Below are 19,124 nucleotides of genomic sequence, written 5' to 3' on the forward strand. Positions count from 1 at the left end.
CCGGGTGAGTACGGCATTGAAGAGGGACTTCCTTCGCATCGCATCAGTAAACGTCAATGGCCTGCGGGCTGCCTACAAGAACGGCATGGCGGAGTGGCTGGAGCCGCGCGAGGTGGACATTCTCTGCCTGCAGGAAGTACGGGCCCCTGACGACATTGTCAGGAAGCTGATCGGCGACGGGTGGTACCTCCTTCACTCCGAGGCTGAAGCCAAGGGCCGGGCCGGTGTTGCCATCGCTTCCCGCGAAGAGCCCACCGCTACCCGTGTTGGCATCGGTGACAGCTACTTCGATACCTCCGGGCGCTGGGTTGAAGCTGACTTTTCCGTAAAGAACGCCGCAGGTGGGTTCTCCACGCTTTCCGTTGTCAGTGCCTATGTGCACTCCGGTGAAGTGGGAACCCCCAAGCAGGACGACAAATTCCGGTTCCTGGACGCCATGACCGTCCGTCTGCCGGAGCTCGCCAAGCACAGCGACCATGCCTTGGTGGTTGGCGACCTCAACGTCGGACACACCGAACTCGACATCAAGAACTGGAAGGGCAACGTCAAGCGTGCCGGCTTCCTCCCCGAGGAGCGCGCGTACTTTGACCGCTTCCTCGGCGAAGAAATCGGATGGAGGGATGTCCACAGGGGCCTGGCAGGAAATGTCGCCGGCCCCTACACCTGGTGGTCCCAGCGCGGTAAGGCCTTTGACACGGACACTGGCTGGCGCATCGACTACCACCTGGCCACCCCGGGTCTCGCGGCAGCCGCTTTCTCGGCTGTGGTGGACCGGGCACCTTCGTGGGACACCCGCTTCTCTGACCACGCACCGCTGGTAGTCGACTACCGGCTCTAAGCTCCCTGAGGTATTTCTCCATGACTAGTTCCATCACGACTGAAACCGGTACGTCCGCCGCGGCGGCACCTGCGACGTCCACAAAATTGGCTGCTGGCGCCAAGCACCGGGTCCTCTCCGGCATGCAGCCTTCCGCCGATTCACTGCACCTTGGCAATTACCTCGGTGCCCTGGTCAACTGGGTCCGGATGCAGGACGAGTACGACGCCGTGTACTTCATCCCGGACCTTCACGCCATCACGGTGCCGCAGGACCCTGCTGAACTTGCACGGCGTACCCGCGTCACCGCAGCCCAGTACATCGCCGGTGGCGTGGACGTGGATAAGTGCACACTCTTCGTCCAATCGCAGGTTCCCGAGCACGCCCAGCTGGCCTGGGTCCTGAACTGCATCACCGGCATGGGTGAAGCCAGCCGCATGACCCAGTTCAAGGACAAAGCCCAGAAGCAGGGATCGGACCACGCCAGCGTTGGCCTGTTCACTTACCCCATCCTGCAGGCCGCTGACATTCTCTTGTACCAGCCGCACGGTGTGCCGGTGGGCGAAGACCAGCGCCAGCACGTGGAACTCAGCCGGGACCTCGCCAACCGATTCAACAGCCGTTTCGGGGAAACATTCCAGGTGCCCGAGGCCTTCATCCAGAAGGAATCGGCCAAGATCTACGACCTCCAGAACCCCACGGCCAAGATGTCCAAGTCCGCTGAATCACCGGCCGGTCTGATTAACCTCCTGGACGATCCCAAGACAGTGGCCAAGCGCATCAAGTCGGCCGTCACGGACACTGAAACCGAGATCCGCTACGACCGTGAGAACAAGCCAGGGGTTTCCAACCTGCTGACCATCTACTCGGCCATCAGCGGCACCCCGGTTGAGAAGATCGTGGCCGACTATGAGGGCAAGATGTACGGCCACCTCAAGGTTGACCTGGCGGAACTCGTCTCCGGACATCTGGCACCCATCCGGGAACGCGCCAACGAACTCCTGGCGGACCCGGCCGAGCTGGACCGACTCCTGGCCCTCGGTGCAGACAAGGCACGCGAGATTGCGTCCGCCACGCTCGCCGATGTCTATTCCAAGGTCGGTTTCCTTCCCTACCGCGGAGATGCCTCCCGCGGGGACCAGGGAGTCCGCTAACTCCATGTGCTCCGCTGGCCAGCTCAACGTCAAGACCGGCACCCGAAAGGGTGTCGGTCCGGACGACTCTCGCCAGCCCGCTGCCACCGGCACCGATTGCGGTGCCGGTGACACCATGTGCGTGGGTGTGATCCTCGGTTTTCCGCCGGAGATCGCGCGTGAGCTCCAGGAATGGCGGGCCTCCTTCGGCGATCCGATGGCCGAGGTCATTCCCGCCCACATCACGCTGATCACCACCACGCCCACCCAGGATTGGGCGGCTACCCGCGAACACGTACGGGAAGTAGCGCGGACCCAGGAACCGTTCGATATCACCATTTCGGGTACAGGTTCGTTCCGTCCCATCTCACCCGTGGTGTTTGTCAATGTCGAAGAAGGCTTTGAAGAGTGCGTGCAGTTGCACGAGAAACTTCAAACGGGCCCGCTGGAGCGAATGCTTCCCTTCCCGTACCACCCGCACGTCACCGTGGCACACGATGTCGCACAGGAAAACCTTGACGAGGCCGAAACGGTCCTCAAAGATTACCGGGCGACCTTCCCTGTGGTTAGCATGGGACTTTACGAGCACGACACCAATGGAATTTGGCAGCTACGGGAAGAGCTCGACTTTGGCGGCGATACTGACGAAGAACAGCAAGCGGATTCAAGCCACACAGGCGGACGCTCCTCCGCTTCCAATTGAGCTGGCCAAACTCAAGCTTGAACTCCTGCGCAAGAGGCAGGACTGGGGCCAGGCGAAACGCGCCGGTTTAGGCGTGCCACAGAAGGCCGGCGCATTCTTTGCCCTCTTCATGGCGAGGCTGAACACCAACCGCGCCATGCGTTCCTTCCAGCACTATTCACGGCAGCACGGGCCGTTGTTGAGCGCCGGCATCGGATTCAACATGTTCTTCTCCGTCACGGGTCTGATCACCACCGGCTTCGCAGTTGCCGGAATCGTTTTGGGTGGTAGCCCCGCACTTCAGGACGCTGTGATAGACAGCGTCGCCTCGGCTGCTCCCGGGCTTCTCCAGGTGGATGGCGGCGAGGGACTTGTTGATCCGCAGTCTTTGCTTAATCCCTCGGGACTTGGCTGGACAGCTCTGATTGCGGCGGTTGTCACCGTTTTCATCTCCCTTGGGTGGATAGCAAGCATCAGGGAGGGCATCCGAGGCGTCATGAATGCCGAGCCCCTGGTGCGTAATGCTGTCCTGCAGAAGGTCATCGACGCCGGCACGCTCCTTCTTCTTGGCGTGATGCTGGTAGTAAGTGCCGGCGCATCCCTGATCTTCGGCACGGCGGCCGACTGGCTCATCGACGTCCTGAAGCTGGATGAGAACGTGGCCGGGCCCATCGCCGCAACCGTCAAGATCGTCATTCCACTGCTGCTGAACTGCGCGACGGCGGCAGTACTGTTCCGTATTGCTGCCGGCCTCAAGCTGGGGCGGCGGGCCTTCCTCGAAGGGGTGGTGCTGGCCGGCGTCGGGACCACAGTCCTTCAACTCTTCAGCACCGAACTCCTGGCCCGGTCCGGGAACAATCCCGTCCTGGCATCGTTTGCCATCATCATCGGCCTGCTGATCTGGTTCAACCTGGTCAGCCAGGTGTTCCTCATCTCTGCCTCGTGGTCGGCCATTCGCGAGGCTGACACCGGGGCGGGGGAGACCCCTCGCAAGAAGGTCCTCGGTTCGCGCCGTGCGGCGCCCCGCACCTGACATTCCGGCTCTGGAGGCGCCATGAACAATCAGCTGTGGATCGGATGCCTCCTGGGGGCCGCTGTGGGCCTCATCGTTGGCCAGTTGGTCTTCAACTCGCCCTTCCTGGGCATCCTTGTGGGTGTGGGACTCGGAGCACTTGTGGGGGCAGCGGTGGGACCCCGCCGCGGATAGCCGGCAAGGCCCCGGAACCACCCTAGGGCGCCTGCATCAACCCTTCCCACGCAACGGTCCAGTCCGACGGGAATCCGGGGGCATGGCGCTCCGGCCCGTTGTCCCAGCCTGCCGCCATCAGTGCGACGGCAGCCAAAAGCCCCCCGTTTCCGGGGAGATAGAGCGGCAGGGAGTCGGTTTGCCGGTTGTGCCCATTGGTGAGGACCGTGTTCTTGCGGGCGTTGAGGAGGAGCGCGTCCACAGCCGCTTCGGGGTCCTCCAGCCGGGCAGCAGTCATCGCCATCACGGGATAGTCCCAGCCCCAAGTGCTGTCCCAGTCCCAGTCGGCCAGGACGTCCGACAGGGTGGCGCGCATAATGTCCGGGTCGATGAGATCTGTCTGTGGAAGGACCCCCAGAGCGCACAGCATGGACGGGTGGTCTGTGCGAATGGTGAACGGCTCCACGTCGATCGCAGCGTACGCGCCATCGATCACGCGCGGTGGTACCAGGCCGTCTGCGACGTCGGACCATTCCGTCACGGGTTCCAGGCCCAGCCGCTCGCGCCACGCAGCCGCCGCCCGCAGGCCCCACTGCCAATAGGCCAACTCAAACGTGGGGTTGGTGACCTTGACCCGGATGGAGCCGTAGCTTTCCTGTGCTGGAATCAGGGGTGGACCCAGCTCGAAACCGCGTGATGTGGGATACGCAAAGCTTGCCATGAAGGCGGCCGATTCGAACACGATCTCCGCGAACTCCTCCAGCACTTCCCGGCTGGGGTCGGCGCGGTACACGAGCTCGGCCAGATGGATGGGATGTGGTTGCTGCCAGATCAGGAACGTTCCGATGGGGCTGGGGCTCTCCCTGCCGTCCGGTCCCACCTGTTTGGGCCAGCGGACGCCCTCGAAGCCCTGGGCTTTGGCGGTCTGGCGGGCGGTTTCCAGCATCGTGGCGTACCACCGCAGGGATGGCAGGAGCAGCTCCACCCGGTTCCAGTGCGCAAAGTGCGCGGCGTGCCACCAGTGCATTTCCAGGTGAAAACGGCCGCGCCACGAATTGCAGACAAGCCCGGTCTCCTGCGGCGGTAACGATCCTGAGCAATTGACCGCCGTCAGGTACTGGGACAGCACGATCCTGCGCTCCAGCTCCTTGGCGCGTGGATCGGCGGTCGCATGAAGCTCGATTGCCCCGCCTGAGGACCAGAACTCCGGCCAATAGGCCTCTGATGCTGCCGCCACACTGCCCGTCGGTGTACGCACGACGCCGGTACTTCCTTCGGCGGAAGCGTTCGCCCCCGCTGCTTCGGCGGTCAGTCGGTTGTTGCCTCGTGGGACGCAGTCACCATCGCCGGCGGAGACGAAAGCAACGGAGAAATCCAGAACGCGGGCGCTGTCCGGACCGCCGACAGGGGAGGGTGCAATCCGGAGGCGGTGCTGTTCGGTCTGTTCCACGGACAGGTCCGGACCGGTAATCACCACCCGGTAGCGGGAGTTGTCCAGCTCGCGGCGGACTGTCCATGCTGTGCAGCCATTGTGGGCTTGCGACGGCTCCGGTCCGTCGAGCTGTGTGGTGTGGGCGCCCACCCTGCCCCAGTCCGCGGCGTCGTGCCACGCTTCAGACCCATACGGGAAGCCGAAGCCGACAACAAGACCAGCAGCCAGCGCCGTTGACTCCACCCGGAGGCCCACCTCGTCGCGGTGGGGGTGGCACGCCGTCGTGACTGTGACGTAGTGTCCTGCGAGCATGAAGCGGCTTGTCACTACCCCCGTCCACAGGTCCAGCGTTTGTTGGGTGTCGGTGATGTCTGCTTCCGTGATGGCCCGCTCCGCGCCATTCTTGATCCACCGGAAGCCGATCCGCCCCAGATCCAGTCGGTGGGCGTTCGCCCGGAGCCAGGTTTCAGCCGTGGAGGTGTCCGTTTCGCGGTCGTTGACGATCCCGCCCACCATGTCCACGTAAGGCACGGGGCCGCGGGGCGAATCGTAGAGGACGGTGGAACCAGCGAGGTCATAGGTTTCCGGCGAAGGCACCGAGTGCCAGCCCCACTGGGATTGCGTGCCCAGAAGCGTGCCTGGTGGAAGGTCGTCGCGGGCGCCAACAGGGTAGGCGTCGGGCATGGATTGCAGCCCTGTGAGGTCCATGGTGAAGGCGAATTCTCCATTGCCTACGGAGACAGGGCTCCGTGGATCAAGGTTTTCCTGCCGGACGTTGTGGCGCCGCACGAGGCCCTTGCGATCGATGGCTGCGGGGGATTGCGGACTATGGGTGGTGCTTTGGCTGTGCACTTCGCACGCCCTCCTGATGCTGTCTGACGTGACTGCTGCTGTCGCTGAGAAATCGTTTTCCGAAACGATTCAATACTCGGGGCCATGCGAATCTGTGTCAACCCCTCATTCGGAGGATGCTCCTGGCATCCGTGTCCTCCAGTGACAACACCACAGTGTCCTCGAGTTCGTCGAGTGCGAAGAACGCCGCCCGCTCGTCCGGCGTCCCGTTGGGCTGATGCAAGGTGAGGAACAAGTTGCCGTCGAGGGTTCGGCCGATCATTCCGTGTCCACCGTTGGCGCTCCAGAGGGGCCTGGGTTCTTGGATCCATGGGCCCAGCACTGTTCCCGACCCGCTACGGGCAATGCCCATGGCGTAGCCGTCGTCGCCGAAGCTGGACCACAGCATGATGAGCTTGCCGCTGCTGAGGCGGAACAAGAACGGGCCGTCGGTAACGAAGACCGGAAACTCCCGGTCCTTCACGGATGGGGCATCCAGGGCCCGGGCCCAAGGAGCTTCTGAGGCGCTGAACAGAAAAACGGGCACACCCTCTGCGCTGCGCAGATCCGCCGTCAGGCGCTGTGCCATGACGGCTCCGTCGTGCACTTGCTTCCATTCGTGGCAGAAGACGATCCACGGCACTCCTTCCTGGTCCACGTGCAGGGTCCCATCCAGGCACTGCCAGTTGCGGGGTGTGACCGGGCCGTCGCTCCAAGGCTGGAATGGACCTTCGGGTTGCCCTGCTGAAAGTATCTGTGTTCCCCGAAGGTGGCCGGGGGCGATGAAGGTGGCAAACATGAAGTACCTGCCCTGATGCTCGTGAACTTCGGGTGCCCAATATTGCTCCTGGCTCCAGAAGGTGGGGGATGGCCGGAACGCCGCGAAGGGGCCGTCCCACATGGCCAGATCCCTGCTGCGGTAGCAGTCGAAGCCCGCGGCGGGCCCGGACCAGATGTTTTTGTCCGTGCTTCCGAAGAGCAGATACTCGCGGGTGTCGGCCAAGGTGAGGACGAAAGGATCGCGGATCTGGATGTCGCTCAAGGTTCGGGACAAGGTGACTCCTTCGGTGGGGAAATAGTTCATAGTAAAAACTATTGACGGCTCGACCGGTCCTTGATACGTTTCAGGAACCGTTTTCACAGACTTGAAAGAAGCTTACCCAATGACGCGTAAATCTCTCCGTCGTTTCCAAAAGGCAGTAGCAGTCATGGCGACAGTCGGCATGCTTGGCCTCACCGTAGCCTGCTCCAGTCCCTCATCCAATCAGCCCGAGGATGGCCCGGTGGAGATTCGCTTCTCCTGGTGGGGTAATGCCACCCGCGCCGAAATGACCAACAATGCCATCAAAGAGTTCGAAGCGGCCAACCCCAACATCAAGGTCAAGCCCGAGTACGGCGATATCGGCGGCTACTTCGACAAACTGGCCACCCAGGTTGCAGCCAACGACGCCCCCGACGTGATCACCATGGGCGGCGCCTACCCGGCCGAGTATGCCAACCGGGGTGCGCTGCTGGACCTGTCCAAGGTGAGCGGATCACTCGACCTTTCGAAGCTGGATCAGGGGGCCTTGGAAAACGGGCAGGTCCAAGGCAAGCAGTACGGCGTTTCCACCGGCGCCAATGCACTCGCCATCGTGGTGAACCCCGCAGTGTTCCAGGCTGCTGACGTTGCCCTTCCGGACGACAGCAAGTGGTCTTGGGACGACTTCGCCAAGGTCGCCGAAGACGTAACAGCCAAGAGCCCCAAGGGTACCTACGGCACAGCCACCGTCCTCACGCACGACTCGCTGGACGCGTTCGCCCGCCAGCGCGGCAAGTCGCTTTACACCCAGGACGGTCAGTTGGGACTGGACAAGGAAACGGTCCAGGACTACTTTGATTTCTCGCTGAAGCTCAGTGAATCCGGCGCAGCTCCCAGTGCGTCCGAGACCGTGGAGAAACTCAATGTCAGCACGGAGCAGACACTCATGGGCATGGGGCAGGCCGGCATGATGCTCACATGGACCAATTCGCTTTCCGCCCTGAGTAAAGCATCTGGCGCTGAATTGAAGCTGCTCAAGCTCCCGGGTGAGACACCTACGCCCGGCATCTGGCTCCAGTCTTCGCAGTTCTACACCATCTCTGCGCGCAGCAAGCACACAGACGCCGCCGCCAAGCTGGTCAACTTCCTGGTGAACAACGAGGCCGCGGCCAAGATCATCCAGAGTGACCGCGGCGTGCCCAGCAACTCCGGCATGCGTACGGCAATCCAGGATCTGTTGACGCCCCAGGGCAAGGTGGAAGCCGCCTACATCGACCAGATCGGCAAGATGGACTTCGCCCCCACGTTTATCGGGCCCACGGGTTCAACAGCGGTCTCCGAGATCACGGCACGGATCAACACCGAGGTCCTGTTCAAACGGCTGGCCCCGGACAAGGCGGCAGAGCAGTGGCTCAGCGAAAGCAAAGCAGCCATCGGCAAGTAGTACCCAACCAGGTCGGTCCGGGGCGTCAGGTGGCGTCCCGGACCTCCAGGTACGGATCCGCCCAGGCTCCGATGATGCGCGCAACCCGTGCTGCCTGGCCCTTCCCGGTGAGGAGGTGCTCGCTGCCCTCCAGCGAGATGAAGCTCCGGGGGTGCCGGGCAGTACGGAAGATCTCGCTGGCGTTGTCGATCCCCACGGTGTTGTCGGTGGGGGAGTGCATCACCATCAGCGGCTTGTGGAGACTCCGGATGCAGTCGCGCAGGTCTGCGCGTTCCACGTCCTCCACAAAATGGCGGCGGACCTCCATGGGCCGTCCGCCAAGGTCCACCACAGCGCTGCCGTCCCGCAGGATGGCATCAATTTCGGTGTCGAACATGTGCTCCACGTGCTTGGGCTCGTAGGGCGCGCCCACGGTCACCACGGCGTTCAGTCCAGGAATGTCGCGGGCCGCCGCAAGCACAGCCGCGCCCCCGAAGGAGTGGCCCACCAGCAGGGAGATGTCCCGGCCCAGCCCCCGCATGAATTCCGCGGCGAGGATGGTGTCGGCAACCTTCACGCTGAAGGACCCGGCAGACCATTCGCCCGCGGAACCGCCCAGGCCGAGGTTATCGAAGCGCAGCATCCCAACACCCTGCTCAGCCAGCCCCTTGCAGATACGGGATGCAGCGGGGCTGTCCTTGCCAAGGGTGAGGCCGTGCGAGTACAGGCCCCAGCCCCGCACCGGGCCCTCGGGGACGTCGACAATCCCCGCCAGCGTATCGCCGGTGCTTCCTGCGAAGCTGATCTTTTCGGAGCGTGACACGCTGGTCTCCTTGCGTTGCTATGAGCGGTTGAGGAAGTTGATTAACGACGACGGCGCCGTTCACCATCAGTGGTGAGCGGCGCCGTCGTCGTGTTGTCTTTTAGTGAACGGTGACTAGATCTTGCGGGCCAGGATGGCCTGCTTGACCTCGGCGATGGCCTGGGTCACCTGAATGCCACGCGGGCATGCTTCCGAGCAGTTGAAGGTGGTGCGGCAGCGCCACACGCCTTCTTTGTCGTTGAGGATCTCAAGGCGCATGTCGCCGGCGTCATCACGGGAATCGAAGATGAAGCGGTGTGCATTGACGATTGCAGCCGGACCAAAGTACTGGCCGTCGGTCCAGAAGACCGGGCAGGACGAGGTGCAGGCAGCGCACAGGATGCACTTGGTGGTGTCGTCAAAACGCTCACGGTCCTCAACGGACTGCAGGCGTTCCTTGGTGGGCTCGTGGCCCTTGTTGATCAGGAACGGCATGACTTCGCGGAAGGACTGGAAGAAGGGCTCCATGTCCACGATCAGGTCCTTCTCCACCGGAAGGCCCTTGATCGGTTCCACCGTGATGGGCTTGGACGTGTCCAGGTCCTTCAACAGCGTCTTGCAGGCGAGGCGGTTGCGGCCGTTGATGCGCATGGCATCGGAACCGCACACGCCGTGGGCGCAGGAGCGACGGAAGGAAACGCTGCCGTCGATTTCCCACTTGACCTTGTGGAGGGCATCCAACACGCGGTCCGTGCCGTACATGGTCAGCTTGTAGTCATCCCAGCGTGCTTCGTCCGAGATCTCGGGATCGTAGCGGCGCACGCGGAGCGTGATGTGGAAGGTGGGGATTTCACCGTCGCCGGCAACGCTTGCCGGGAGCTCGATTTTGGAAGCGGGCTCTGCCATTTCGGTCGTCATTAGTACTTACGCTCCATCGGCTCGTAACGGGTGAAGATGACGGGCTTCGTCTCAAGACGGATGCCCGCGACGGATTCCGCCGAGGAGTCGACGGTGACGGAGTTGTCCAGGTAAGCCATGGAGTGCTTCATGAACTTCTCGTCATTGCGGTCCGGGAAGTCCTCGCGGTAGTGGCCACCGCGGGACTCTTCACGGTGCAGTGCACCGACGGTCATGACCTTGGCCATGTCCAGCAGGAAGCCCAGCTCCACTGCTTCCAGCAGGTCCAGGTTGAAGCGCTTGCCCTTGTCCTGGACAGTGACGTTCTTGTACCGCTCTTCGAAGGAAGCGATGTCGCTGAGGACCTGCTCCAACGATTCCTTGGTACGGAACACCTGCATGTTGGCGTCCATGGTGTCCTGCAGTTCCTTGCGGATCTGGGCGACACGCTCGGTACCGTTTCCGGTGAGCAGGCCGTTGAGGATGCCACGGGTCATTGCCTCAGGGTCCTCGGGCAGCTCAACGTAATCAGCCGTCTTGGAGTATTCCGCTGCTGCGATGCCGGCGCGCTTGCCGAACACGTTGATGTCCAGGAGCGAGTTGGTGCCCAGACGGTTGGAGCCGTGTACGGAAACGCAGGCAACTTCACCGGCTGCGTAGAGGCCAGGCACAATCGTGTCGTTGTCCTGCAGCACCTCGGTGGTGATGTTGGTGGGGATGCCGCCCATGGCGTAGTGCGCCGTGGGGAACACCGGAACCGGGTCCGTGAACGGTTCCACACCCAGGTAGGTGCGGGCGAACTCGGTGATGTCCGGAAGCTTGGCTTCGATGTGCGCCGGCTCAAGGTGGGTCAGGTCCAGGAGGACGTAGTCCTTGTTCGGACCACAACCGCGGCCTTCACGCACTTCGTTCGCCATGGCACGGGCCACGATGTCACGGGGTGCGAGGTCCTTGATGGTGGGGGCGTAGCGCTCCATGAAGCGCTCACCCTCCGAGTTACGCAGGATGGCACCTTCACCACGTGCACCCTCGGTGAGGAGGATGCCCAGGCCGGCGAGGCCGGTCGGGTGGAACTGGAAGAACTCCATGTCTTCCAGGGGGATGCCACGGCGGAACGCGATGCCCATGCCGTCACCCGTGAGGGTGTGGGCGTTGGACGTGGTCTTGAAGACCTTGCCGGCACCGCCTGAAGCGAACACAACGGACTTGGCCTGGAAGACGTGAAGTTCGCCGGAAGCGAGGTCATAGGAGACAACGCCGGCAACACGCTTCTGCTTGTACGGGGTACCGTCTTCGCGCACTGCGTCTTCTTCGACGATCAGCAGGTCCAGAACGTAGTACTCGTTGTAGAACTCAACGTTGTGCTTGACGCAGTTTTGGTACAGCGTCTGCAGGATCATGTGGCCCGTACGGTCGGCTGCATAGCAAGCACGGCGGACGGGAGCCTTGCCGTGGTCACGGGTGTGGCCACCGAAACGGCGCTGGTCAATGCGGCCTTCGGGCGTGCGGTTGAACGGCAGGCCCATCTTTTCAAGGTCCAGCACGGCGTCAATGGCTTCCTTCGCCATGACCTCGGCTGCGTCCTGGTCAACCAGGTAGTCGCCACCCTTGATGGTGTCAAAGGTGTGCCATTCCCAGTTGTCTTCTTCGACGTTGGCCAGTGCTGCACACATTCCACCCTGGGCTGCACCGGTGTGCGAACGGGTGGGGTAGAGCTTGGTCAGTACCGCTGTGCGTGCGCGCTGACCGGACTCGATCGCGGCGCGCATGCCGGCGCCACCTGCACCGACAATAACGACGTCGTACTTATGGACCTGCATACCAGATGCTCTCTCTTTCAAAATTCAGATGGTCTGCGGAGGCTGCTCCGCTACGTCATGCGAACCGGTTCACTCCGCAGAGCCACCGGGAACGCTGCTACGGGGCCGGGCAGAATCCGCCAGGAAGCTGAACGCCGTCGACGACGGGGCACGGGTTGAACGTGAAGATCACCAGGGTGCCAAGGATGATGATGACCAGGGTGGCCGCGTAGAGGACCATCTTGAGCCAGAAGCGCGTGGAATCCTTCTCGGCGTAGTCGTTGATGATGGTGCGGACACCGTTGGTGCCGTGCAGCATGGCAAGCCACAGCATGGCGAGGTCCCAGAACTGCCAGAAAGGATCGGCCCACTTGCCGGCTACGAAGCCGAAGTCGATGGCGTGGATGCCTTCGCCCACCAGCAGGTTCACGAAGAGGTGGCCGAAGATCAGCACCACCAGGACGATGCCGGAGAGGCGCATGAAGAGCCAGGCGATCATTTCGAAGTTGCCGCGGCTGGAGCCGGTGCGGTTGTACTTCGGGGCGATTTTCCCGCTGCGCGGGGATTCGATGGTTGTCATGGCTTAGTGGCCTCCCAGCGCGAGGGAAAGGTGGCGGATGGCGAAGCCGGCGAACGTGACCAGCCACAGCGCAAGCACGATCCACAGCATCTGGCGCTGGTACTTAGCGCCCTTCTTCCAGAAGTCGATGGCGATCACACGCAGGCCGTTGAAGGCGTGGAAGATGATCGCGGCGACCAGGCCCGTTTCCCCCAGGGCCATGAGGGGGTTCTTGTAAGCACCAATGACGGCCGTGTAGGCCTCAGGGGACACGCGCACCAATGAGGTGTCCAGCACATGGACCAACAAGAAGAAAAAGATCACTACACCGGTAATGCGGTGTCCAACCCAGGACCACATGCCTTCACGGCCGCGGTACAAGGTGCCAGCTGGTTTTGTCGGCACTGATTAAACCTTCCTGCAACACAGCGGCGCTGGCATGGGATCCACGCGGGGGGAACGCCTGCTGCGAGAGCACTCGTAGCTCACGCCTAAATCTAGGCTTCGCTCACAGCATATTCAATTTAGGGCGGGCTTCTCTGCTTGTTAATTCCATGTTTCCTGCCCATATTCAGGCGATTTTGGTCAGAGTCTGAGACGAACACCACATGCGTGGCGTTCTGCGGGGCTTCCCGGCTGCGTCGGATAAAGTGTTGCGGTGAGTACAGAAGACGCGAAATACCCGGAATCGCCCATGAACCGCTTCCATGCGGTTATTCCGGCCGGCGGTGTAGGGACCCGGCTGTGGCCGCTCTCGCGTGCTGCCGCGCCCAAGTTCCTCCACGACCTGACCGGTTCCGGCAGCACGTTGTTGAGGGCCACCTATGACCGCCTTGAGCCGCTGGCAGGCGAGCGGGTGCTCGTAGTGACCGGTGAGGCGCACCGCGCCGCTGTTTGTCGTCAGCTCCCCGAAATAGGGGACGACGAACTGGTGCTCGAAAGCGAACCCAAGGACTCCGGTGCTGCCATCGGACTGGCCGCTGCCATCCTGTACCGCCGCGATCCGGAGACCATCATGGGCTCCTTCGCCGCAGACCAGGTCATCAGCCCTGACGATCTCTTCCTGGAAACCGTGCGCGAGGCGATCTACACCGCTGCCATGGGCAAGATCGTCACCATTGGCATCAAGCCAACGCACCCGTCCACCGGCTTCGGTTACATCCGTTCAGGTGCTGCACTCAACGTCGAAGGTGCTCCAAACGCGCTTGCCGTGGCTGAGTTCGTCGAGAAGCCAAGCCAGGAAGTTGCCAACAAGTACGTCGAGGCTGGCGACTATGTGTGGAACGCCGGCATGTTCGTCGCCCCGGTAGCTCTCATGCTCAAGCACCTCGAAGCCAACCAGCCGGAGCTCTTCGCAGGCCTGCAGGAGATCGCCGAGGCCTGGGACACGCCGCAGCGCGACGAGGTCAAGGCGCGTGTCTGGCCAACCCTGCCCAAGATTGCCATCGATTACGCCGTGGCCGAGCCTGCAGCGGCAGCCGGTGATGTCGCCGTCGTGCCTGGTACCTTCCGTTGGGACGACGTCGGTGACTTTGCCGCCATTGGCCGTCTGAACAACGCCGGCGACGTCGACGAAGTGACGGTGCTTGGCGAAGGCGCCCGCGTGTTCGCCGAGAATGCCAGCGGCGTGGTGGTCTCCGATACCAAGCGCGTCATCGCCCTGATCGGCATCAAGGACGTAGTCATTGTGGATACTCCCGATGCCCTCCTTGTCACCACCAAGGAGCACGCGCAACTGGTGAAAGGCACTGTTGACGCCCTGAAGGCCAGTGGCGATACGGACGTGCTGTAGTACATCTGCTTATACCGTGAGCCACCTCTTTGGTTGTCCTGCGCCTGAACGCAGCGTAACCAAGAGGTGGCTTTCGTTCTTCGGAGGCCACGCATGGCTAGAGTTGTGACGTGCGCAATTACACGACTGAAACCGAGCCCGCTCCCGTGGTGAGTCCTTGGGTTGATGAACTGCTTCCCGGACTCATTGAATTCCGACGCGACCTTCATGCGCACCCCGAGCTGTCCTTCAAGGAATTCCGCACCACGGACAAGCTGGTGGAGCGGCTTGAAGCTGCCGGACTGAAGCCCAGGCGGCTGGAGGAGACAGGACTCACGGTTGACGTGGGCGAAGGCCCCATTGCCACAGCCCTTCGCGGGGACATTGACGCACTGCCGATCATTGAGGAAACCGGCCTGCCTTTCGCGTCGAAGAACCATGGCGTCACCCATGCTTGCGGGCACGACGTCCACACCACCGCCATGCTCGGCATTGCGTTGACGTTGCAGCGGATGCACAAGAACAATCCGCTGGGTGGCACGGTCCGGATCATCTTCCAGCCCGCCGAGGAAACCATGCCGGGGGGCGCCTTGTCCTGCATTGAGCAGGGCGTGCTGGAGGGCGTGCCGCGGATCCTTGCGCTGCACTGTGATCCCCGGATCAACGTAGGCCAGATCGGTACCCGCATCGGTGCCATCACGTCGGCGTCGGACACCATTAAAATTGAACTCTCGGGACGCGGTGGACACACGTCCCGCCCGCACCTGACCGAGGACCTTGTCTTCGCTTTGTCTCAGATCGCCATCAACGTTCCGGCTGTTCTTTCCCGCCGCGTGGACGTCCGCAGTGGCGTATCCGTGGTCTGGGGCCAGATTTCCGCCGGCTCGGCGCCGAATGCCATTCCCGGATCCGGCTATATGGCCGGCACCATGCGTTGCCTCGATCGCGATGCCTGGCACAGCGCGGGGGAGTTGTTGGATGACGTTGTGAGGCAGGTTGCCGCGCCTTATGGCGTGGACGTTCACCTTGAACACACCCGCGGCGTGCCTCCCGTGGTGAACTCCGAGCATGAGACGGCCCTCATCGAAGCGTCCGCCCGTGCCGAGCTGGGCGAGAATGCCGTGGTCCTCACGCCGCAGTCCATGGGTGGCGAGGATTTCGCCTGGTTCCTGGCCGACCTTCCCGGTGCCATGATGCGCCTCGGCACGCACACCCCCGGCGGCGAAGAATACGACCTCCACCGCGGTGACTTCATTGTGGACGAACGAGCCCTTGGCTACGCCATCCGCGTCCTGACCGCAGCTGCGCTCCGGACCATCCGCGACCTGGAGAAATAAACCCAACCGAGTCGCAGTTCAGGCCGTTTTGAGCTCTCAGAATGGCCTGAACTGCGACTCGCTTGGGTACGGCCGGCGTATATAAGTTGTGCACAATTAAATTGTGCACTATTGTTTTATCCATGAGTGATGCACCCCGCCTCCGCCACCAGGTCTGCTTTGCGCTGTATTCGGCGTCCAAAGCCGCGACGGCGGTCTACCGCCCCGTGCTGGAGGACCTCGGCCTGACGTATCCGCAGTACCTGGTGATGCTGGTCTTGTGGGAGCAGGAGCCGCGGAGCGTTCGCGACCTCGGTGCCGAATTGGGCCTCGATTCCGGAACGCTCTCGCCCCTGCTCAAGCGGCTCGAAGCCTTGGGACTGGTGGAACGCCGCCGCTCCGCCGAGGACGAGCGCCGCGTGGACGTGGTACTGACCGACGCCGGGACCGCCTTGAGTACCCGCGCACAGGCCGTGCCCCAGCGCCTTGCGGACGCCGCCGGACTTTCTGCCGGTGAGATCGAACAGCTGCACGCCACCCTCGGCAAGCTCACCAAAGCCCTCAACGGCTCACTCTGAGAACAGCTCACTCTGACAAACTCCCGGAAAATCCCGAGACGTCCATTCCCGAAGAGAAACGGAAACACCATGAAGACTCTCTACACTGCCGAGGCATTGGCCTCCGGCGAAGGCCGCGACGGCAACGCCCGCACCAATGACGGCAAACTGGATGTCGCACTCGCCAGCCCCGTGGAACTCGGTGGCAACGGTGAAGGCACCAACCCGGAGCAGCTTTTCGCCGCCGGCTACGCAGCTTGCTTCCACTCCGCGCTGCGCCTGGTGGGCCGCAAGGAACGTGTTGACCTCAGTGATTCCGCAGTTGCCGCCAAGATCCACTTCGGTGCACTGACTGACAGTGAAGGGTACGGCCTGGCTGCCGAGCTCGAGATCGCACTGCCTGCCCTGAACCGCACCACTGCTGAAGAGTTGATGGCCAAAGCGCACCAGATCTGCCCGTACTCCAACGCAACCCGCGGCAACATGGCCGTAGACCTCAAGCTCGTGGAGTTCGCAGCATGAGCGCCGTTGCAACCGAAACCCGCGAAATCCAGCTTGCTTCCCGCCCGGTGGGACGTCCGGCTCCGGAGAACTTCCGACTGGCAACAGCGCAGCTCCCCGAGCTCGCCGAAGGGCAGCTCCTGGTGAAGAACCAGTTCATGTCCGTGGACCCCTACATGCGCGGCCGCATGAACGACGTCAAGTCCTACTCGGCGCCGTTCCGCCTCGATGCAGCGCTCGACGGCGGTGCGGTAGGTGAGGTCATCGCGTCCCGTTCGGACGCGCACAAGGTGGGTGACGTCGTCGTGCATCAGCTCGGCTGGCGTGAGCACGCCGTAGTGGACGCAGCGGCAACCACTCCGGTTCCGTCGGGGCTGGCCCCCACCTCCGCGTTCCTCGGTGCGCTGGGCATGACCGGGCTGACTGCCTACGCCGGACTGCTCAAGGTCGCAGAGTTCAAAGAGGGCGATGTTGTCTTCGTGTCCGGCGCGGCAGGTGCCGTCGGTTCGATGGTGGGCCAGATCGCCAAGGCCATGGGCGCCTCCAAGGTCATCGGCAGTGCAGGATCGCCGGAGAAAGTGGCCCGCCTGCTGGAGCTCGGGTTTGATGCCGCCTTCAACTACAACGATGCTCCAGTGCTGGACCAACTGAAGGAAGCTGCGGGCGAGCGTGGCATCGATGTGTACTTCGACAACGTCGGCGGCGAACACCTGGAAGCTGCCTTGGCTACCCTTACCGTTGGTGGCCGGGTTGCCATGTGCGGAGCCATCGCACAGTACAACTCCACCGAGCCCCCGGTGGCGCCAAGGAACCTGGCCGTGGCGATCGGCAAGCAGCTGACAATGCGCGGATTCCTGGTGGGCGGACAGCGGCAGCACGCCGCTGAATTCGCGCAGAAGATGGCCGGCTGGCTCGCCGACGGCAGCGCCAGCTATGACGAAACGATCGTCGATGGCTTGGAGAATGCACCGCAGGCCTTCATCGACCTGCTGGATGGCGCCAACACCGGAAAGATGCTGGTCCGCCTCTAAACCCAGAGGTGAATCGCGTGTGACTTGCGCACCCGGCTACTGCTTGGTAACAAAAGGTCAACAATCTGACCTGGAGTGATCAATTGTGGTAGCTGGGTGTGTTCCAGGCCACTAGTGTGGGTTTCATCAATGCGCTTCGGCGCAGCTGCGAGCATCAGTGAAAACAGAATTTCTGCCTCAGGTATAGGAAACGGACACTCATTGACCATCCGTCGTAGCGCCAATCACTTTCTTCCTGGAGGAAAATTGAAGAAACCACTGCGTGCCACCCTGAAGCGCGGTTCAATGGCCGGTGTTGCCACTGTCGGCGCAGCAGCGCTCCTGCTGACCGGCTGCGGACAGGCCCCCGACGCCGGATCCGGCGCCGCTACCAAGAGCGACTTTGTTGGATGCATCGTGTCCGACTCCGGCGGATTCGATGACCAGTCCTTCAACCAGTCCTCATTCGAAGGCCTCAAGAAGGCCGAGACTGATCTGGGCATCACGGTGAAGTCGGCCGAATCGAAGGCCAACAGCGACTTCGAAACCAACCTCAACGGCATGATTTCCGCCGGCTGCAACCTTACGGTTACCGTCGGCTTCCTCCTGGGCGATGCCACCAAGGCCGCCGCCGAGAAGAACACGGACAAGCACTTCGCGATCGTCGACTACACGTATGAGACTCCGATCGCCAACGTCAAGCCGATCGTGTATGACACGGCACAGGCGGCTTACCTGGCCGGCTATGCGGCTGCGGCCACCACCAAGACCGGCAAGGTGGGCACCTTCGGCGGCATCAAGATCCCCACGGTCACCATCTTCATGGATGGCTTCTACGACGGCGTCCAGGCCTACAACAAGGCCAAGAACAAGACCGTCCAGGTTGTTGGCTGGGACAAGACCACCCAGGACGGTTCGTTTACGGGTGACTTCGAGAAGCAGGACACGGGCAAGCAGGTCACCATCAACCTGCTGGACCAGGGCGCGGACATCATCATGCCTGTCGCAGGACCTGTTGGTAAGGGTGCAGGCGCAGCGCTGAAGGAAGCCAAGGCAGCCGGCAAGGACGTCAAGCTCATCTGGGTTGACTCCGATGGCTACCTCACCGCTCCTGAGTACAAGGACCTCATGCTGACCTCCGTGGTCAAGCAGATGGGCGAAGCTGTTGAAGCCGTGGTGAAGGATGACACGGAAGGCAAGTTCAACAACGCAGCCTACGTTGGCACCTTGGAGAACGATGGCGTTGCCATCGCTCCGTTCCACGATCTTGACTCGGCTGTCACCGCTGAAACCAAGTCCGAGCTCGATGCCCTGAAGGCTGACATCGTCTCCGGCAAGCTGGTTGTCGAATCGGCAGCGAGCCCCAAGAAGTAAATCAATTCCTGGA

The 19,124-nt window shown here is 62.4% G+C and carries 19 protein-coding genes; 12 read left to right on the forward strand and 7 right to left on the reverse strand.

The window, feature by feature from the left end; all coding sequences use genetic code 11:
• Positions 1–4: 4 nt before the first annotated feature.
• From N7568_RS05445 to N7568_RS05465, 5 genes are read left to right on the forward strand one after another with little or no spacing between them, the layout of a single operon-like run.
• Positions 5–838: an exodeoxyribonuclease III gene (locus N7568_RS05445; RefSeq protein WP_261608880.1), complete on the forward strand. Its 834-nt coding sequence runs from the start codon at positions 5–7 to the stop codon at positions 836–838.
• 20 nt (positions 839–858) lie between these two features.
• On the forward strand, positions 859–1,971 hold the full coding sequence (trpS, locus tag N7568_RS05450) for a tryptophan--tRNA ligase (protein ID WP_261608881.1): 1,113 nt from the start codon (positions 859–861) through the stop codon (positions 1,969–1,971).
• A 4-nt stretch (positions 1,972–1,975) separates the two neighbouring features.
• Positions 1,976–2,653 (forward strand): 2'-5' RNA ligase family protein, encoded by a 678-nt coding sequence (locus N7568_RS05455; RefSeq protein ID WP_261608882.1) that lies wholly within the window; start codon positions 1,976–1,978, stop codon positions 2,651–2,653.
• Positions 2,580–3,665: a YihY/virulence factor BrkB family protein gene (locus N7568_RS05460; protein WP_261608883.1), complete on the forward strand. Its 1,086-nt coding sequence runs from the start codon at positions 2,580–2,582 to the stop codon at positions 3,663–3,665. The genes N7568_RS05455 and N7568_RS05460 overlap by 74 nt, the downstream gene beginning before the upstream one ends.
• A gap of 21 nt (positions 3,666–3,686) precedes the next feature.
• A complete protein-coding gene (locus N7568_RS05465; RefSeq protein WP_261608884.1) occupies positions 3,687–3,839 on the forward strand; it encodes a glycine zipper domain-containing protein in 153 nt (50 codons plus the stop codon).
• Positions 3,840–3,861: 22 nt separating this feature from the next.
• On the opposite strand, the gene N7568_RS05470 is transcribed toward N7568_RS05465, so the two are convergent.
• Positions 3,862–6,102: a hypothetical protein gene (locus N7568_RS05470; protein WP_261608885.1), complete on the reverse strand. Its 2,241-nt coding sequence runs from the start codon at positions 6,100–6,102 to the stop codon at positions 3,862–3,864.
• Between the two features lie 97 nt (positions 6,103–6,199).
• Positions 6,200–7,165, reverse strand: a complete 966-nt coding sequence (locus tag N7568_RS05475) for a glycoside hydrolase family 43 protein (protein WP_261608886.1) — start codon at positions 7,163–7,165, stop codon at positions 6,200–6,202.
• 79 nt (positions 7,166–7,244) lie between these two features.
• On the opposite strand from N7568_RS05475, the gene N7568_RS05480 reads away from it, so the two are divergent.
• The gene (locus N7568_RS05480) at positions 7,245–8,546 is read left to right on the forward strand and encodes an ABC transporter substrate-binding protein (protein WP_261608887.1); all 1,302 of its coding nucleotides are present in this window, start codon (positions 7,245–7,247) and stop codon (positions 8,544–8,546) included.
• Between the two features lie 25 nt (positions 8,547–8,571).
• On the opposite strand, the gene N7568_RS05485 is transcribed toward N7568_RS05480, so the two are convergent.
• The 5 genes from N7568_RS05485 to sdhC all read right to left on the reverse strand — a co-directional run bounded on the left by N7568_RS05485 (position 8,572) and on the right by sdhC (position 12,987).
• A complete protein-coding gene (locus N7568_RS05485; protein WP_261608888.1) occupies positions 8,572–9,348 on the reverse strand; it encodes an alpha/beta hydrolase in 777 nt (258 codons plus the stop codon).
• A 114-nt stretch (positions 9,349–9,462) separates the two neighbouring features.
• Positions 9,463–10,245: a succinate dehydrogenase iron-sulfur subunit gene (locus N7568_RS05490; protein WP_261608889.1), complete on the reverse strand. Its 783-nt coding sequence runs from the start codon at positions 10,243–10,245 to the stop codon at positions 9,463–9,465.
• Entirely contained in the window at positions 10,245–12,044 is a 1,800-nt protein-coding gene (gene sdhA / locus N7568_RS05495; RefSeq protein ID WP_090819949.1) for a succinate dehydrogenase flavoprotein subunit, read from the reverse strand. The genes N7568_RS05490 and sdhA overlap by 1 nt, the downstream gene beginning before the upstream one ends.
• Before the next feature lie 97 nt (positions 12,045–12,141).
• Complete coding sequence (locus N7568_RS05500; RefSeq protein WP_017197835.1) at positions 12,142–12,603, reverse strand: succinate dehydrogenase hydrophobic membrane anchor subunit; 462 nt, start codon at positions 12,601–12,603, stop codon at positions 12,142–12,144.
• Positions 12,604–12,606: 3 nt separating this feature from the next.
• Positions 12,607–12,987: a succinate dehydrogenase, cytochrome b556 subunit gene (sdhC, locus tag N7568_RS05505; protein ID WP_089594138.1), complete on the reverse strand. Its 381-nt coding sequence runs from the start codon at positions 12,985–12,987 to the stop codon at positions 12,607–12,609.
• Between the two features lie 289 nt (positions 12,988–13,276).
• Here sdhC and N7568_RS05510 point away from each other — a divergent pair, with 289 nt between their 5' ends.
• The 6 genes from N7568_RS05510 (at position 13,277) to N7568_RS05535 (ending at position 19,111) form a co-directional block, all read left to right on the forward strand.
• The gene (locus tag N7568_RS05510) at positions 13,277–14,374 is read left to right on the forward strand and encodes a mannose-1-phosphate guanylyltransferase (RefSeq protein WP_306422660.1); all 1,098 of its coding nucleotides are present in this window, start codon (positions 13,277–13,279) and stop codon (positions 14,372–14,374) included.
• Between the two features lie 110 nt (positions 14,375–14,484).
• Positions 14,485–15,690 carry an amidohydrolase gene (locus N7568_RS05515; protein ID WP_261608891.1) on the forward strand — a complete coding sequence of 402 codons (1,206 nt, stop codon included), beginning with the start codon at positions 14,485–14,487 and terminating at the stop codon, positions 15,688–15,690.
• 122 nt (positions 15,691–15,812) lie between these two features.
• A complete protein-coding gene (locus tag N7568_RS05520) occupies positions 15,813–16,247 on the forward strand; it encodes a MarR family winged helix-turn-helix transcriptional regulator (protein ID WP_261608892.1) in 435 nt (144 codons plus the stop codon).
• Positions 16,248–16,316: 69 nt separating this feature from the next.
• Positions 16,317–16,748, forward strand: a complete 432-nt coding sequence (locus N7568_RS05525) for an organic hydroperoxide resistance protein (RefSeq protein ID WP_261608893.1) — start codon at positions 16,317–16,319, stop codon at positions 16,746–16,748.
• Positions 16,745–17,758 carry an NADP-dependent oxidoreductase gene (locus N7568_RS05530; RefSeq protein WP_261608894.1) on the forward strand — a complete coding sequence of 338 codons (1,014 nt, stop codon included), beginning with the start codon at positions 16,745–16,747 and terminating at the stop codon, positions 17,756–17,758. Before N7568_RS05525 ends, N7568_RS05530 begins: the two co-directional genes overlap by 4 nt.
• 246 nt (positions 17,759–18,004) lie before the next feature.
• Entirely contained in the window at positions 18,005–19,111 is a 1,107-nt protein-coding gene (locus N7568_RS05535; RefSeq protein ID WP_439898960.1) for a BMP family lipoprotein, read from the forward strand.
• Positions 19,112–19,124 lie beyond the last annotated feature (13 nt).

The sequence above is a fragment of the Paenarthrobacter aurescens genome (assembly GCF_025421775.1).
GTDB lineage: Bacteria > Actinomycetota > Actinomycetes > Actinomycetales > Micrococcaceae > Arthrobacter > Arthrobacter aurescens_B.

Excerpts from the sequence above, each read along its gene's own strand:
- trpS (WP_261608881.1), top strand. The coding sequence starts at position 859 with ATGACTAGTTCCATCACGACTGAAACCGGTACGTCCGCCGCGGCGGCA.
- N7568_RS05455 (WP_261608882.1), top strand. The coding sequence starts at position 1,976 with ATGTGCTCCGCTGGCCAGCTCAACGTCAAGACCGGCACCCGAAAGGGT.
- N7568_RS05465 (WP_261608884.1), top strand. The coding sequence starts at position 3,687 with ATGAACAATCAGCTGTGGATCGGATGCCTCCTGGGGGCCGCTGTGGGC.
- N7568_RS05475 (WP_261608886.1), bottom strand. The coding sequence starts at position 7,165 with ATGAACTATTTCCCCACCGAAGGAGTCACCTTGTCCCGAACCTTGAGC.
- N7568_RS05480 (WP_261608887.1), top strand. The coding sequence starts at position 7,245 with ATGACGCGTAAATCTCTCCGTCGTTTCCAAAAGGCAGTAGCAGTCATG.
- N7568_RS05490 (WP_261608889.1), bottom strand. The coding sequence starts at position 10,245 with ATGACGACCGAAATGGCAGAGCCCGCTTCCAAAATCGAGCTCCCGGCA.
- sdhA (WP_090819949.1), bottom strand. The coding sequence starts at position 12,044 with ATGCAGGTCCATAAGTACGACGTCGTTATTGTCGGTGCAGGTGGCGCC.
- N7568_RS05500 (WP_017197835.1), bottom strand. The coding sequence starts at position 12,603 with ATGACAACCATCGAATCCCCGCGCAGCGGGAAAATCGCCCCGAAGTAC.
- N7568_RS05510 (WP_306422660.1), top strand. The coding sequence starts at position 13,277 with ATGAACCGCTTCCATGCGGTTATTCCGGCCGGCGGTGTAGGGACCCGG.
- N7568_RS05520 (WP_261608892.1), top strand. The coding sequence starts at position 15,813 with ATGAGTGATGCACCCCGCCTCCGCCACCAGGTCTGCTTTGCGCTGTAT.
- N7568_RS05525 (WP_261608893.1), top strand. The coding sequence starts at position 16,317 with ATGAAGACTCTCTACACTGCCGAGGCATTGGCCTCCGGCGAAGGCCGC.
- N7568_RS05530 (WP_261608894.1), top strand. The coding sequence starts at position 16,745 with ATGAGCGCCGTTGCAACCGAAACCCGCGAAATCCAGCTTGCTTCCCGC.